The organism is Parageobacillus caldoxylosilyticus NBRC 107762 (assembly GCF_000632715.1).
Lineage (GTDB): Bacteria > Bacillota > Bacilli > Bacillales > Anoxybacillaceae > Saccharococcus > Saccharococcus caldoxylosilyticus.
The window spans coordinates 23,269-36,900 of record NZ_BAWO01000059.1 but is presented as its reverse complement, the minus strand read 5'-3'; the positions used below and the strand labels follow the sequence as shown (position 1 = coordinate 36,900).

The window sequence follows — 13,632 nt, the reverse complement described above, 5'->3', positions numbered from 1 at the left end:
AGAGGAAATGGTTTTTCCTCTACGTTCTTTTAATCCTTCTTCTCCATACTGTTGATAGTTCTTTACCCAAATACGTACCCTTTTAGGATCTTTTATTCCCATTCTCTTGGCCACTTTTCGATAGCCTAATTGTTCATTCAAATACATCATGACTGTACGTAATTTAAATTCAAAACCATAGCTTTTGTATTTTGCATTTGATTTATCCAAAAAAATCCCTCCTGTATAGCAGTGTGTCCTTTTTCTACACTGCCTACACAAGAGGGATAATATCACTACTATGGAGGGGATATTTTTATGGGCAAAATCAGAAAAACTTACAGTAAAGAATATAAATTAGACGTAGTGAAGAAATATTTGGATGAGGGATGGACGAAGCGCGAGATCATGGATCCATTTCACATTTCTTCTTCCATGTTACATAGATGGGTTACTCACTATAAAAACGAAGGAATTCAAGGATTAGAAGAGAAAAGGGACAAGACAAAAGGGTTACGTAAAGGTAGACCAAGAAGCAATCCTTTGAACCTGAACAAGAACTGGAACGTTCACGTGCGGAGAATGAATAGTTAAAAAAGCTATAGCGCTAAGAAAGAGGGAGAGAAAGTAAGAGACAAATATCAGGTAATAGAAGAGCTAGAACTATTCCATTCGCCTACTCTGTGAGGTATCCGGTGTTTCAAGAAGTGGATTCTACAAGTGAAGAAAGAGAAAATTCATGAAGACGAAAAAACAAATAGAGAATGAGCAGATCAAAGCAAAGATTCGGGAGTGTTACCAAGCTGTCCATAGAATTTACGGTTATCCTCGAATCACAGCTTGGCTCAGGAAAAAATACAACCTAACTATCAACCACAAAAGAGTATATCGGTTAATGAAAGAACTAGGGATTCAAGCAAAAATTTGGAGAAAGCGAAAGTATTTTGGAAAGAAAGAGGCATATGTAGTACGGATAACCATTTGAATCAAGAATTTCAAGCCAAAAGACCAAATGAGAAGTGGGTGACGGATATTACGTATCTTCAAAGCAATGGCATCCGATTATATTTATCCGCCGTGAAAGATTTATATAACAACAAGATTATTGCTTATCAAATCAGTCATCGAAATAATGTCAGGCTCGTCATCGATACCGTGAAGCTAGCGATAAAACGAAAAAAGATGTGTCTGGAATCCTCATCCATATTCACTAATGATTTCCGTACACATCAAGACAATATCACGCACTACTTAAACAATACAATATAAGGGCCGGTATGTCTAGAAAAGGGAATTGTTTAGATAATGCTTGCATGGAAAACTTTTCTAGCCATTTAAAGACAGAATGTATCTATATGCACTCATTTGAAACGGCTGAAGAAATGAAGCAAGCCGTTTTACAGTACATAGAATTCTACAACAATGAACGGATACAAACGAAATTAAGCAGCTGTAGCCCTAGAGAATATCTGGCTACAGCCGCTTAATAAGATTCCTTATTATTTACTGTCTACTTGACAGGGGTAAGTTCAGTAATTGTTGACTCTTTCTTGTAAATGTACCGCATCCGGTTTGTACATCAACTTTATGAGTATAGGAATTCCCATTGTGGCTACGATTCTGGATTGAAAAGTCCGCCGAGATAAAAATTGATGAGGCGTTCAAAAGTTTCATATATATTATATGTCACACAGGCTTTGCCGTTTCCTTCCGGGTGACTTCGTCAATTTTATCTACAAACATTTGGAAAACACGTCTTTTCTCTTCTAAATCACGAATAGCTTCTTTCAGTTTTTCATATTTCTCTTCAAATGGTATATGGTAACGCTGGCGAATCGTTTTAATGATTTCTTCGTTCACTGTCGACTGAATCACTTGCTTTGTAATGCTGTATTTATACGCGTAAACTCTTAACTCTTGTTTGACTTCCTCATATTCTTGATTAATCTGGCTCAATACTTCAGATATATCTTCCTTCCATTCTTCAAGGGATTTCTGTATGTATGATTGTTTCGTCATTTCATCCATGAAAACACCTTCCCACCGTCTATATAGTTTGTCCCTTCTTTATTTTAACGCAACTTTTTTACACCCCGTTTACTGAAAAATTACATTGTCATTTCATTTATGATTTATTTTAGGTGGGAACTATAAATAAAAACTACAAACATTTGAATTGTCCATAATGTATCACCGGCTTGTACAACATGATGACCGAGTTGTATGAAACAAGGTAATTTACGAAGGGGCTTTGACATGTTTCGCATAGCAGAATCATCGATAAGGAAAAAGTCCTGATGGCATTTGGCAAAACAGGAATATATCATGATTTATCCTTACTTTCCTTATGTTACCATTTGTATAGTGTGTAAATGGGGGAGAGGAAATCAAGGTGTCGTCTTTATGGGAATCGATCGAAAAAGAAGTGGAACACAGGGCTTACGGGACGATGATCGATTGCCTTGAGTCCTATCAGGGGCAAGTCAAAGAAGCGATAGAGGAGTTTTATCAAGGCACTCGTGGCTTTTATCGCGCAAATGAGGAGTATGTTCCGTATTGGCAGGGAGAGTCGAGGGCAGCGTATGAATTGATATACAGGGACTTGCGGCAAATCGAGGCACATATTGATGCGACTGCAGATGAACTTTTTCATGAAATAAGCAGGGAAATTGCCCAAATTCGGCGAAAGATAGAGGAGCTATAATGACGACAACCGAATCGAAAACGAATTACGATTGCGTGTTTGAACGGGGTGTTGTCGCGACTGCATCGTTGATATGTAATACGAAAACACCAAACTTCCTTTAAAAAGCCCCCTCTACATGATGCCAATATAGGCGAGAGGGGGATTCGAGCACGACTCTTATCAACTTCGGGGGTTTTATTCTATTTTTTTAATGGCGCCAGCGACATCATAGTCAAGAGGGTCTAATTCTGTTGGTTTTCCGAGCACGAGCTTGGCCAGTTCAGAACCTAAGTAAGGACCAGCTGTCAGTCCGGATGCGCCTAATCCGTTGGCCACATAGATGCCTTTAAAACCTGGAAGCGCTCCAAAGACTGGAAGAAACCCAGGAGTGTATGGACGAAAACCAACTCTTGTTTCAAGATGAGTACAATTTGCCAGCCCTGGAGCTATGGTTAAGGCTTTGTCTAATACTTCGTGCAAACCGCCAGCCGTTATTCTGCAATCGAAGCCAGCCTCATCCTCATGAGTTGCGCCAACAACGATACGGCCATTTTGAAAGGCAAGGAGATATTGATTACTTGGCGGCATGACAACAGGCCAGTTGTCTGTATCCTGTTCTGGTCTTTCAAGATGGACGATTTGTGCTTTTTGCGGCACCACTAAAAATTCAATGCCTAGCGGTAGAAGCAGCTCTTTTGACCACGCGCCAGCCGTTGCAATGACTGCATCTCCTGCATATTGTCTTCCTTCGACTTCAACACCGATGACCCGAGCACCTTCATGGATAAGTGTTGCGTTTCCTCTGATATAAGTAGCCCCAAGCTTTTGAGCTGCCTTAACTAAAGAGTCGCGAAGTGCTCTTCCATTGACGCGGGCGGCGCCGCTGACATGAATGGAGCTATACCCCTTTGCTAATGGCGGAAATAGCGCTTTTGTTTCCTTCGGAGACAGCCGCGTAATTTCGCCCATTTCCGGTGCGTCTTCACGACGTTGTAATGCTCTTTCCTCTATCTTTTGCAGCTTTTCTTCATCTGTATGGAGACAGATTGCTCCTACACGCTCATATCCCGTTTCCGTTTCACCATAGGATCTAAGTTCTTCTATTAAAGCAGGATAAAATCTCGCTCCGCCTTTCGCTAAACGATACCAAAGCTTATTTCGGCGCTGGGAAACCCATGGACAAACAATTCCAGCCGCGGCATCCGTTGCTTGGCCTTTGTCACCTCTATCTACTAATGTTACCTTCGCTCCTTCTTTTGCTAAGTGATAAGCGGTAGACGCTCCTAAAATTCCGCCTCCAACGACTATGTATGATTTCATAAAAAACACCTTTTCTGTTTTTTCTTTTTCCATCATTAAGAATAGCACATAATGAAGCATTTGCGAAAAGAAACAAGAGTTCATTTCTAAGGGGGACACCTTAGCGAACAGTGCCTGCCACTGTTCGCCATTTTTTTGTTTGATTGTAAATTTATATTTAGTGCATTTGCTCAAGTATAGTTAGGATTTTGCTATAGAATTATGTTCCCTTGTTTTTTCAGGCACCCTCCACAAATACAGCTTGAAATTAATCGTACAAAATTTGTCACGTAATTATCGTTATGACAATTTATGTAAAATATTTTTGCTATTTTCGTATTATTCAAAAAATATATTGACAAGATGAGGATATGTAAATAACATTAATTATGAGAAAAATATGATCAAACAAAATGAGTATTTTTACAAGTTCATAATCACAGGCAAAGGTGCCTAAATGTGTAGAGCTTTTTTCTCTGCACAGGGCACCTTTTTGTTTTGGGGAGGTGAAAATGTTGTGATAGGAGAGCCAATTCGGGCGAAAGTGCTAGCGAGTCGAATCATCTCCAATGTTGATCCTGGTTTAGCAAACAAATTAAATTTAGCAACCCATATAAGAAGTCTTGCCTTAGTTACATTAACGATTGATGATGTTGGCTATACTGCCCTAGATGAAGCGACCAAAAAGGCAGCGGTAGAAGTAGTGTATGCGAAATCCTTCTATGCAGGTTCTGCTCACGCATCGGGTCCGCTCTCTGGTGAGTTTATTGGAATTTTGGGGGGAGAAAATCCTTCTGATGTAAAGAGCGGATTAGAAGCAGTATTTGAAATGATTGAAAATGGACCATGTTTTTATTCATTAAATGAGGAAGGAAGTCACGCGTATTATGCGTACACAATATCGAGAACGGGCAGTTACTTATCCAAAATTGCAGGGATTCAACCGGGTGAGCCATTAGCTTACTTAATAGCGCCCCCTCTTGAAGCGATGTATGGGTTAGATGCAGCATTAAAGGCATCTGACGTGAAAATTTGCGAATTGTATGCGCCCCCGACTGAAACAAATTTTGGAGGCGGATTATTAACTGGAAGCCAATCTGCATGTACAGCAGCTGCACAAGCTTTTGCGGAGGCAGTGCAAAATGTTGCTCGGCACCCTCATAAATCTTTTTAGGAAAGAGGGATCGTTACAATGAAAAATTCTTATTATGCACTTGGTATGATTGAAACAATAGGGTTGACTTCGCTAATTGCTGCGGCTGATGAAGCTGTAAAAGCAGCTGATATTCGGATTGTTACATACCAGAAACCTGATGCAGGGATTGTAACGGTCTATTTTATCGGTGATGTAGCATCTGTAAAGGAAGCTGTTTCAGCAGGGGTGCAGAAAGCGAAGGAGATTGGAGAGTATCGTGCTTCTTATGTGATTCCTCGTCCTGATAAAAATGTTATCCATCATTTGATTGGAAACCCAATAAAAAAACGGGAAAGAAAGAAAAAAATGAAAAGCGAGAATATAGAAAACAGTCGATTATCAGAAGAATCAAGTATTAATGTCGATCAAGGAGGTGATTGTTAAACGATGATGGCAGATTTTGATTTACTATCGGTTCAGGAAGCACGCAATCTTCTCCAAAGAGCTAGAGAAGCACAGAAAAAACTAGCAGAATTGTCGCAGGAACAGATTGATCGAATTGTGGAAAATATGGCTTTAGAGGCGGAAAAACATGCGAGCTTTTTAGCACGAATGGCTACAGAAGAAACTGGATTTGGTAATGAAACAGATAAAACGACAAAAAATCTTTTTGCAGCGAAAGAAGTATATGCGGCTATTAAAGATATGAAAACCGTTGGAATTATAGGTATTGATGAAAATAAACAAGTTTGGGAAATAGCGGAGCCAGTCGGTGTTATCGCTGGAGTCGTTCCTTCCACCAATCCGACGTCCACCATCATCTTTAAATCTCTTATTGCGGTAAAAGCACGAAATGCAATTGTTTTCAGTCCTCATCCTTCAGCGCTGAAGTGTTCATTAGAAGCTGCGAAGATCATGGCAAAAACTGCACAAGATGCTGGAGCACCAAAAAATATTATTCAGTGTATGGAATATCCATCTTTGCCGGGAACGAGAGAACTAATGTCACATAAATTAACAGATGTAATTCTTGCAACTGGTGGGCCCGGAATGGTGAAGGCGGCTTATAGTTCTGGGAAGCCTGCCTACGGAGTGGGGCCAGGAAATGTTCCTGTGTATGTCCATACAAGCGCTGATTTAGACCAAGCGGCACGGCATATCATTGAAAGCAAAGCGTTTGATTACGGTACCATTTGTGCTTCAGAACAGGCGGTTGTCGTAGAAAGAGAGATAAAACAAGCTTTTATGGATAAACTCAAAAAATACGGTGCGTATCTATTGTCGGAAACGGAAAAAGAGAGAGTAGAATCTATAATACTCACAGAAGGAAGTTTAAATCCAAAAATTGTTGGGAAATCACCTCAAGCAATCGGTAAGATGGCAGGTTTATCTTTTCCTACAGAGGTAAAAGTTTTAGTTGGAGAAGAAAAAGAAATTGGAAAAAATATCCCTTTTGCAATTGAAAAACTCTCCCCTATCTTAGCTTTGTATACAGTAGATGGCTGGGAGGAAGGATGCGATGTCTGTATTAGATTATTAGAGACAGGCGGATTGGGGCATACATTAGGGATTCATTGTCAAGATCATGCAGTAATCAAAGCATTTGCGTTAAAGCAACCGGCTTCAAGAATTGTGGTAAACTCTGGAACGACATTTGGTGGAATAGGAGCAACAACAGGAATTTTTCCATCTCTGACTCTTGGATGTGGCTCTTACGGAAACAATATTACGTCTGATAATATTGGACCGCAGCATTTGATGAATGTAAAACGAGTGGCATTTGGCATAAGGGAAATGAACAACACTACAAAGAGCGAAACTTTGCAGTCAGTAAAAATAACAGATGTTTCCGAAACGGGAAAGAACGTTTCTATAGATCAAGGTGGGAATTTAACAATCAGCAGGGAAGAGATTACGGAGATTGTTAAGAGAATCCTTGCAGAAATGAAATAAATTGATAATCTTATAAAATTTTAAGGAGGTTATTTAACATGGCAAGAGAATATTCGGCACTTGGGATGATTGAAACAAAAGGGTTAGTTGGAGCAATTGAAGCGGCGGATGCAATGGTAAAAGCTGCAGACGTAAAGTTAATCGGAAAAGTGCAAGTGGGCGGCGGACTGGTAACAGTTTTAGTAAGAGGAGATGTTGGAGCGGTAAAGGCAGCAACGGACGCTGGTGCTGCAGCAGCTGAAAAGGTTGGGGAATTAATCTCTGTTCATGTAATCCCACGTCCTCACGCAGATATTGAACTTCTTCTTCCAAAAGCAGGGGAGTAGGTTAGAAGTAAATGACGGTGATTACGGAAACACATTTAAGAGCAGAAATGTTAAAAGGAACGTTATCAAATCCTTATTTCATTTCACATCAACATCGGTTGACGCCCGCTGCCCGAGACTTTTTGCGTGACCGTGGAATAAAAATTGAAGTGATGGGCAGTAACTCAATTCAAAATATCGTTCAAACAAAGGAATGGAGAATTCCGGTAGGGGTTTCTAATCGGCATGTTCATCTTTCGCCTCATGATGTGGAAGTTCTATTTGGAAAAGGATATGAATTAACACCGTACCGCCCACTCTCACAGCCTGGACAATTTGCCGCAGAGGAAACAGTGACACTTGTTGGTCCTAAAGGTATCCTGTCGAGAGTAAGGGTTTTAGGTCCTGCAAGAGAGTTAACCCAAGTAGAAATTTCGCGTACTGATGGGTTTACTCTTGGGATTCATCCACCTGTCCGGCTTTCCGGTTCCATTGAAGGGACACCTGGTATTACACTAGTTGGAAAAGTTGGCTCTATCACGATTTCACAAGGTGTTATTGTTGCAAAAAACCATGTTCATATGTCTCCAGATGATGCAAAGGAGTTCAAAGTGAAAGACGGCGATCGACTTATGGTTCAAGCTATATCTGATCGGCCGGTTGTTTTTCCAGAAGTCGTTGTTCGAGTAAACGAGAGATTTACTCTTGATTTCCATATTGATACCGACGAGGCAAATGCCGCGAACTTAAGGACGGGTGATTTTGTCAAAGTAATCGGAAAAAACGGGGAACTTTTTAGAGCAAGGGCTTAGAGGTGATGAAATGGGTCACGACATAAATTTAGAATTAAAGACATTAGTGGAGACGATTGTACGCGACCTTTTAGAAAAAGCAAAAACCAGTAAAAAAGAACGTAAAAAGGTGTTGTTCGTTTTTTGTGATAGTTCCGCTCACGAACTATTTACAGATCAGTTTATACAACTAAATAATAAAGAAATTGACTATGATTTCTTATTCTTAGATGGAGAGACGTCTGCTTGGCTTGGTCTTCATCAAATTGAGTCGACAGGATCCACGAAGGTGATCGCAGCAGACGAATTTGCCCCTGCTCCTTTAGAACTTCCTAAAGAATATGATGCGGTAGTGATTCCGGAAATTGATTTAGATAATGCAGCAAGAATAGCTCTTGGACTAAAAGGCTCGGTTAAAGCGGAAATCGTGTTTTCCGCATTAACTTTAGGAAAGCCGGTTATCATCGGTGAAGATGTTCCAGGGATTAAGCGCTCCGATCGAAGAACATTAAAAAAATTATCACTGCCGCCCGCTTATCAAAAACTCTTCATTCAATATAAAGAAGATTTAAAGAACATGGGAATTATCCTTACAAAGCAAAGGGAAATATATAGGACAATTTTAGAAAAATTGAAAGGTTATGAAACAATTTCATCAGATGTGAACAAAGGAAAAAGCTTTCAAGGAAACGTAGTAACAGCAGACTGGGTAGAGTACCATTTGAAGGAAAATGATTCACTGATAGTCGATAAGAAGGTATTAATTACACCAAAAGCAAAAGACATATTAAATGAAAAGAAGATTGATGTCAAATTTGTGCAGGGGTGATCCTCTTGTTTCTTGGAAGGGTGGTCGGAAGTGTTTGGGCGACGCAAAAGGAGGCAGGAATGGACAATTTAAAACTTTTACTAGTTCAGCCCATTCATGCCGATGGAACAGATGTAGGCACACAAGTGATATGTGCGGACCGCATAGGGGCAGGGCATGGAGAAACAGTCATTGTTTCAAGAGGAAGCTCCGCTAGAATATTAATCAGTAAGGACTCTCCTGTTGATGCAGTTGTTGTAGGGATTGTAGATTCTTTTGAATACCGCAAATAATAAGGAGAGATGGCATGGAGAAAAAAGAGCGCGTTATTCAAGAATATGTACCCGGCAAGCAATTAAACTTAGCTCATATTATTGCTAATCCTGATGAATCATTATATACACGCCTTGGTATAAACGAAGCCGGAGCCATTGGAATTTTAACGGTTACTCCGACAGAGACTGCCATTATCGCTGCGGATATTGCTACAAAATCGGCAGATGTAGAGATTGGCTACTTAGACCGTTTTACAGGTTCTTTGGTGATTGTTGGAAGTGTTTCTAATGTAGAGACAGCAATACAAAATATAAATGAGTTTTTTGTTAAAACTTTAAAATTTTCAACTGCGGAGATCACAAGGTCATGAAAAGAGGAAAAGTGCTTATTATTGGACCGGTTGGTTCGGGAAAGTCTACATTGGCGAAAAGGTTACTTGGTGAGGAACATTCCTCTGCTAAAAAAACACAGTCTCTTGAATATGCAAATTGGATTATCGATTCCCCAGGGGAATACAGCCAGAATCCAATGTATTATCGAACATTAATGGCGACAGCCCTAGAGGCAAAAGTTTTATTAATTATTCAAGATGCTACACGAAAAGATTCTACTTTACCTCCGAATTTTGCATCTGGATTTCCTCTAACACCTATTGGAGTAATAACAAAAATCGATCATCCTAACGCAGATATCGAGACAGCAACCCGACTTTTAAGAACTGTATTACCTATAGGAGACATCTATTTTACTTCTTCTGTTACTCTCGCAGGAATAATGGAATTAAAAGAACGAATTTTATCGTATCTTTCATAAATGTTGTTTAGAAAGCTTTCTTTACTGCTTGTTCAAAAAATGAAAGAATAAAAATACTAACTTAAAAGAAGGGGAGTTGTAGAAACTTGATGCTGGAGGTATCTGCGTTGGCTTCTTTCTTAAGAAAAAAAGATATCAAAATTATAGAAGAGATATCGAAGTATTTACAATTGTTCGCTGATTTATCGCAAGCGGATGTGTTTATTGATTGTTTACTACCGAAAGGAGAAGAAGCGATCGTTGTCGCTGAAGCTCATCCGATGACGGGCAAATCACTCTACAGCGAACCGGTTGTTGGGAAAATTGCTTATAAGGAAAACGAACCTGGAGTATTCTTTTGCTTCAAAACTGGGAAGCCCGTTATCGGATCACGAGGGGTCTCCCAAGAAAATGTGAGCATGCAGCAAAATGTGATGCCCATTCAAAATGAATTTGGAAAGACAATCGGTGTATTAATTATGGAACAAGATATTACCGAACAAGTACAACAAGAAAAAAACGTGGAGCTACTAATGGAAACAACCGAACAATTAAGTGAAACTCTTTATCATGTAGCCATGTCAGAAGCTGCGATTCCAGATTTAATGCATGAAGGATTGCTATTATTTGACCGGGATTATCATATAACATTCGCCAATGACCGAGCGAAAGAAATGTTTGAAGCAAATGGCCATTTAGTTGGTGAGAAAGTGGATTCCTTACCGTTTGGTTCAATGATGAAAGAAGAACTTGATATACAAAAAGGAATGTTTTTTCATGAATTTCAATTAGGAAAACGCTTTCTTCAGTTAAAAGCTGTCTCGATTCAACGAAATAACCGAACAGTAGGAGGAGTACTTCTTTTGCGAGATTTATCGGAGTTAAAAGAGAAAGAAAAGCAATTGATGATAAAATCAGCTGTTATTAGGGAAATTCACCATCGTGTGAAAAATAATTTACAAACGATTGCGAGTTTGCTGCGATTGCAAATGAGGCGAATAGACTCCCAAGAAGTTGAAAAAATTTTCCGTGAAATCATCAATCGAATTACGAGCATCTCAATTGTTCATGAAGTTCTTTCTTTAGAAGGAACGGATATGATTGAATGCAAAGAAGTGATTGAATCAGTATCAAATACCATTATTTCCTCCATGAAACAATCAGAACAAAAGATTACGGTTCATGTTGATGGCTGTTCGCTTTATTTACCTTCTCAAAAGGCCAGTTCCTTAGCGCTTGTCATTAATGAATTAGTGCAAAATGCAATTAATCATGCTTTTGTAAACCGTGATGAGGGATTCATCCAAATTTATTTGAAAGAACAAAATCAAATTGTAAGCCTTACTGTAACAGACGATGGTGTGGGATTTGATCTCGAAAAAGCCCAACAAAAAGGACGCCTTGGACTTCAAATATGCCAGACGCTCATCTCCGAAGATTTAGAAGGGATTTTAGAATTTGAAAACAATCATCCCGGGACAAAAGTGACCATCACTTTTCCGCTTCCGAAGGAGGGGCTAATGACATGAGTAAGTTAAAACTTGTTGTTGTTGATGACGATCCAATTACTCGCATGGATATAAAGGAAATGCTTATACAAGCGGGATATGAAGTGATAGGCGAAGGGAAAAATGGCGAGGAAGCAATTGATTTAGTATATCGGTTCAAACCAGATATTGTCATTATGGATATAAAAATGCCGAAAATGGATGGTATAAAAGCGACTAGAATCATCAGAAATTTCAAACAATCAGCTGTTATTTTGCTGACAGCATATAGTCAACGTGAGCTTGTGAATGATGCGAAAGAAGCAGGAGTAACAGGTTATTTAGTAAAACCTGTTTCGGAAGAGGATTTAATTCCAGCCATTGAAATTGCAAAGAGCCAACAGGAGCAATTTCAATTGTTAGAAAGAGACATTCAGCTATTAAAAAAGTCAATAGAAGAACGAAAAATCATTGAAAAGGCAAAAGGAAAACTAATGAAAAGATTTTCTTGTACAGAAGAAAAAGCCTATGAGTGGATGAGAAAAAAGAGTATGGAACACCGTATTTCTATGTTTAAATTGGCTGAAAAAATTCTTGAAAAATACGAGAAATCGGTTGCAAATAACTGAAACGCAGGATTTTTAGGATGTGAGTAGAGTGGACGGTCAATCGATTATTAGCGTGGGAATTGATATCGGAACAAGTACGACAAAATTTATTGTCAGTCATTTAAAATATGCAAAAGTATCCAGTCATTTTTCATTGCCTCGCTACGAAATTGTGGAGAGAAAAATTGTGTATGAAAGCCCTATGTACTCAACGCCGTTAAAAGAGAAACGGGATGAAATTGATTTGAAAACTCTCGCGGGATGGCTTGAAGAGCAATATAAGAAGGCAGGAGTGAATGTATCAGAAGTAAAATCTGGCGCTGTGATCATAACCGGCGAAACCGCGACGAAAAAAAACGCGGAGAGCATCCTGCATTATTTAGCTGAAAAATCGGGTGATTTTGTCGTTGCCATTGCTGGTGCTAGTTTGGAAGCGTTGCTTGCCGGCAAAGGATCTGGCGCTTTTTTGCGCTCTAAAGAAGTGAAAGGAACGGTTGCTAACATTGATATTGGTGGGGGAACGGCGAATGTTGCACTTTTTCGGAGGGGGAAAGTATTAGGTACCATTACCTATCATGTTGGTGGAAGATTAATCGAATTAGATCAGAATGGTGAAATTACGTTTATATCCTCATCTATTCAACCATGGTTGCATTCAAAAAATTATCAACTGCAGGTAAAGAAAAAAATTGGTTTTAGAGAAATACAGCAGATTGTCCAAGAAATGTGCAAAGATATGCTGAATTCGTTAACCGGTCAGAAACCGATTCGGTTGGATGATTCGCTAATTCACAGCACCAGTTTTCAAGTGATTCCTCCTATCGATGAGGTGATGATTTCCGGGGGAATTGGCCAGTTGCTTGAGAAAGAAGCCCCTAAAACGATCTATGATACGGCTGTTTATGGAGATATCGGTCCGCTTCTTGCACACGAAGTAGTAAAGGCGATTGAAAATTGTTCATTAAAAATAATTAAAGCAACGCAAACATCTCGAGCAACCGTAATCGGGGCTGGGATGCAAAGCACAGAAATTAGTGGGGCTACTATACATGTTACCGCGTCACGTCTACCAATCCGCAATTTACCAATCATGGTGATTGAGCTAAACGATGAACAAATAAAGAGCGGAGATTATGTGTATGAGCAAATCGAACAGGCGATGATCGAGTGGAAGCAATACTTTCAAGGAGAACAAGAAATTCCTTTTGCCATTCATATTCGGGGAATTTCTTATTGTTCCTATGCAGCATTAAAAGAAGTAGCAAAGGTATTATTTTCACTTTATGAAAAATACTTTCCGAGGAATCCTGTTTTGGTAGTCATCTGTGAAAACGATATTGCGAAAGCACTCGGACAATTGCTAGTGCTTCAATCTAAAAATAAAGTAGATATTATTTCGATTGATCAAGTTGTAGTCGAACAAGGTGACTACATTGATATAGGTGAAACCATCAATCAAAGTATGGTTCCTGTAGTCATCAAAACATTAGCTTTTATGAAAAATTAGGAGGTG

The 13,632-nt window shown here is 39.3% G+C and carries 20 protein-coding genes; 17 read left to right on the top strand and 3 right to left on the bottom strand.

The window, feature by feature from the left end; all coding sequences use genetic code 11:
- Positions 1–210, bottom strand: a 210-nt coding sequence (locus GCA01S_RS15550) for a helix-turn-helix domain-containing protein (protein ID WP_155835591.1), incomplete at its 3' end; no start/stop codon positions are given.
- Positions 211–297: 87 nt separating this feature from the next.
- Between GCA01S_RS15550 and GCA01S_RS15545 the strand changes: the two genes are divergently transcribed.
- The 4 genes from GCA01S_RS15545 to GCA01S_RS21355 all read left to right on the top strand — a co-directional run bounded on the left by GCA01S_RS15545 (position 298) and on the right by GCA01S_RS21355 (position 1,466).
- Complete coding sequence (locus GCA01S_RS15545; RefSeq protein WP_081804207.1) at positions 298–573, top strand: helix-turn-helix domain-containing protein; 276 nt, start codon at positions 298–300, stop codon at positions 571–573.
- A 145-nt stretch (positions 574–718) separates the two neighbouring features.
- Entirely contained in the window at positions 719–964 is a 246-nt protein-coding gene (locus GCA01S_RS21365; protein ID WP_155835590.1) for an IS3 family transposase, read from the top strand.
- Positions 904–1,248, top strand: coding sequence for a DDE-type integrase/transposase/recombinase (locus tag GCA01S_RS21360; protein ID WP_369492349.1), 345 nt, complete (start codon positions 904–906; stop codon positions 1,246–1,248). Before GCA01S_RS21365 ends, GCA01S_RS21360 begins: the two co-directional genes overlap by 61 nt.
- Positions 1,245–1,466, top strand: a complete 222-nt coding sequence (locus GCA01S_RS21355; protein ID WP_155835592.1) for an IS3 family transposase — start codon at positions 1,245–1,247, stop codon at positions 1,464–1,466. Before GCA01S_RS21360 ends, GCA01S_RS21355 begins: the two co-directional genes overlap by 4 nt.
- A gap of 199 nt (positions 1,467–1,665) precedes the next feature.
- On the opposite strand, the gene GCA01S_RS15535 is transcribed toward GCA01S_RS21355, so the two are convergent.
- On the bottom strand, positions 1,666–2,007 hold the full coding sequence (locus GCA01S_RS15535) for a hypothetical protein (protein ID WP_042411184.1): 342 nt from the start codon (positions 2,005–2,007) through the stop codon (positions 1,666–1,668).
- 364 nt (positions 2,008–2,371) lie between these two features.
- Between GCA01S_RS15535 and GCA01S_RS15530 the strand changes: the two genes are divergently transcribed.
- The gene (locus GCA01S_RS15530) at positions 2,372–2,683 is read left to right on the top strand and encodes a hypothetical protein (protein WP_042411182.1); all 312 of its coding nucleotides are present in this window, start codon (positions 2,372–2,374) and stop codon (positions 2,681–2,683) included.
- Between the two features lie 177 nt (positions 2,684–2,860).
- Here the strand turns inward: GCA01S_RS15530 and GCA01S_RS15525 are convergent, their stop codons facing one another.
- A complete protein-coding gene (locus GCA01S_RS15525; protein ID WP_042411194.1) occupies positions 2,861–3,985 on the bottom strand; it encodes an NAD(P)/FAD-dependent oxidoreductase in 1,125 nt (374 codons plus the stop codon).
- Positions 3,986–4,484: 499 nt separating this feature from the next.
- On the opposite strand from GCA01S_RS15525, the gene eutL reads away from it, so the two are divergent.
- The 12 genes from eutL to GCA01S_RS15465 all read left to right on the top strand — a co-directional run bounded on the left by eutL (position 4,485) and on the right by GCA01S_RS15465 (position 13,626).
- The gene (gene eutL / locus GCA01S_RS15520; RefSeq protein WP_026078524.1) at positions 4,485–5,138 is read left to right on the top strand and encodes an ethanolamine utilization microcompartment protein EutL; all 654 of its coding nucleotides are present in this window, start codon (positions 4,485–4,487) and stop codon (positions 5,136–5,138) included.
- An 18-nt stretch (positions 5,139–5,156) separates the two neighbouring features.
- Entirely contained in the window at positions 5,157–5,543 is a 387-nt protein-coding gene (locus GCA01S_RS15515; protein WP_017435947.1) for a BMC domain-containing protein, read from the top strand.
- A gap of 3 nt (positions 5,544–5,546) precedes the next feature.
- On the top strand, positions 5,547–7,052 hold the full coding sequence (locus tag GCA01S_RS15510) for an acetaldehyde dehydrogenase (acetylating) (RefSeq protein WP_052510051.1): 1,506 nt from the start codon (positions 5,547–5,549) through the stop codon (positions 7,050–7,052).
- 38 nt (positions 7,053–7,090) lie between these two features.
- Positions 7,091–7,378 (top strand): BMC domain-containing protein, encoded by a 288-nt coding sequence (locus GCA01S_RS15505; protein ID WP_017435945.1) that lies wholly within the window; start codon positions 7,091–7,093, stop codon positions 7,376–7,378.
- 11 nt (positions 7,379–7,389) lie between these two features.
- Entirely contained in the window at positions 7,390–8,169 is a 780-nt protein-coding gene (gene pduL, locus GCA01S_RS15500; RefSeq protein ID WP_042411180.1) for a phosphate propanoyltransferase, read from the top strand.
- 10 nt (positions 8,170–8,179) lie between these two features.
- A complete protein-coding gene (locus tag GCA01S_RS15495; RefSeq protein ID WP_042411178.1) occupies positions 8,180–8,977 on the top strand; it encodes a hypothetical protein in 798 nt (265 codons plus the stop codon).
- Between the two features lie 5 nt (positions 8,978–8,982).
- Positions 8,983–9,249 (top strand): EutN/CcmL family microcompartment protein, encoded by a 267-nt coding sequence (locus GCA01S_RS15490; protein WP_042411174.1) that lies wholly within the window; start codon positions 8,983–8,985, stop codon positions 9,247–9,249.
- A 14-nt stretch (positions 9,250–9,263) separates the two neighbouring features.
- Positions 9,264–9,602 carry an ethanolamine utilization microcompartment protein EutS gene (gene eutS / locus GCA01S_RS15485; RefSeq protein WP_017435941.1) on the top strand — a complete coding sequence of 113 codons (339 nt, stop codon included), beginning with the start codon at positions 9,264–9,266 and terminating at the stop codon, positions 9,600–9,602.
- On the top strand, positions 9,599–10,045 hold the full coding sequence (locus tag GCA01S_RS15480; RefSeq protein ID WP_042411171.1) for a EutP/PduV family microcompartment system protein: 447 nt from the start codon (positions 9,599–9,601) through the stop codon (positions 10,043–10,045). Before eutS ends, GCA01S_RS15480 begins: the two co-directional genes overlap by 4 nt.
- Before the next feature lie 89 nt (positions 10,046–10,134).
- Positions 10,135–11,553 carry a sensor histidine kinase gene (locus tag GCA01S_RS15475; protein ID WP_042411190.1) on the top strand — a complete coding sequence of 473 codons (1,419 nt, stop codon included), beginning with the start codon at positions 10,135–10,137 and terminating at the stop codon, positions 11,551–11,553.
- Positions 11,550–12,140 (top strand): ANTAR domain-containing response regulator, encoded by a 591-nt coding sequence (locus GCA01S_RS15470; RefSeq protein ID WP_017435938.1) that lies wholly within the window; start codon positions 11,550–11,552, stop codon positions 12,138–12,140. Before GCA01S_RS15475 ends, GCA01S_RS15470 begins: the two co-directional genes overlap by 4 nt.
- Before the next feature lie 28 nt (positions 12,141–12,168).
- On the top strand, positions 12,169–13,626 hold the full coding sequence (locus GCA01S_RS15465; RefSeq protein ID WP_042411167.1) for an ethanolamine ammonia-lyase reactivating factor EutA: 1,458 nt from the start codon (positions 12,169–12,171) through the stop codon (positions 13,624–13,626).
- The last annotated feature ends 6 nt before the right edge of the window (positions 13,627–13,632 follow it).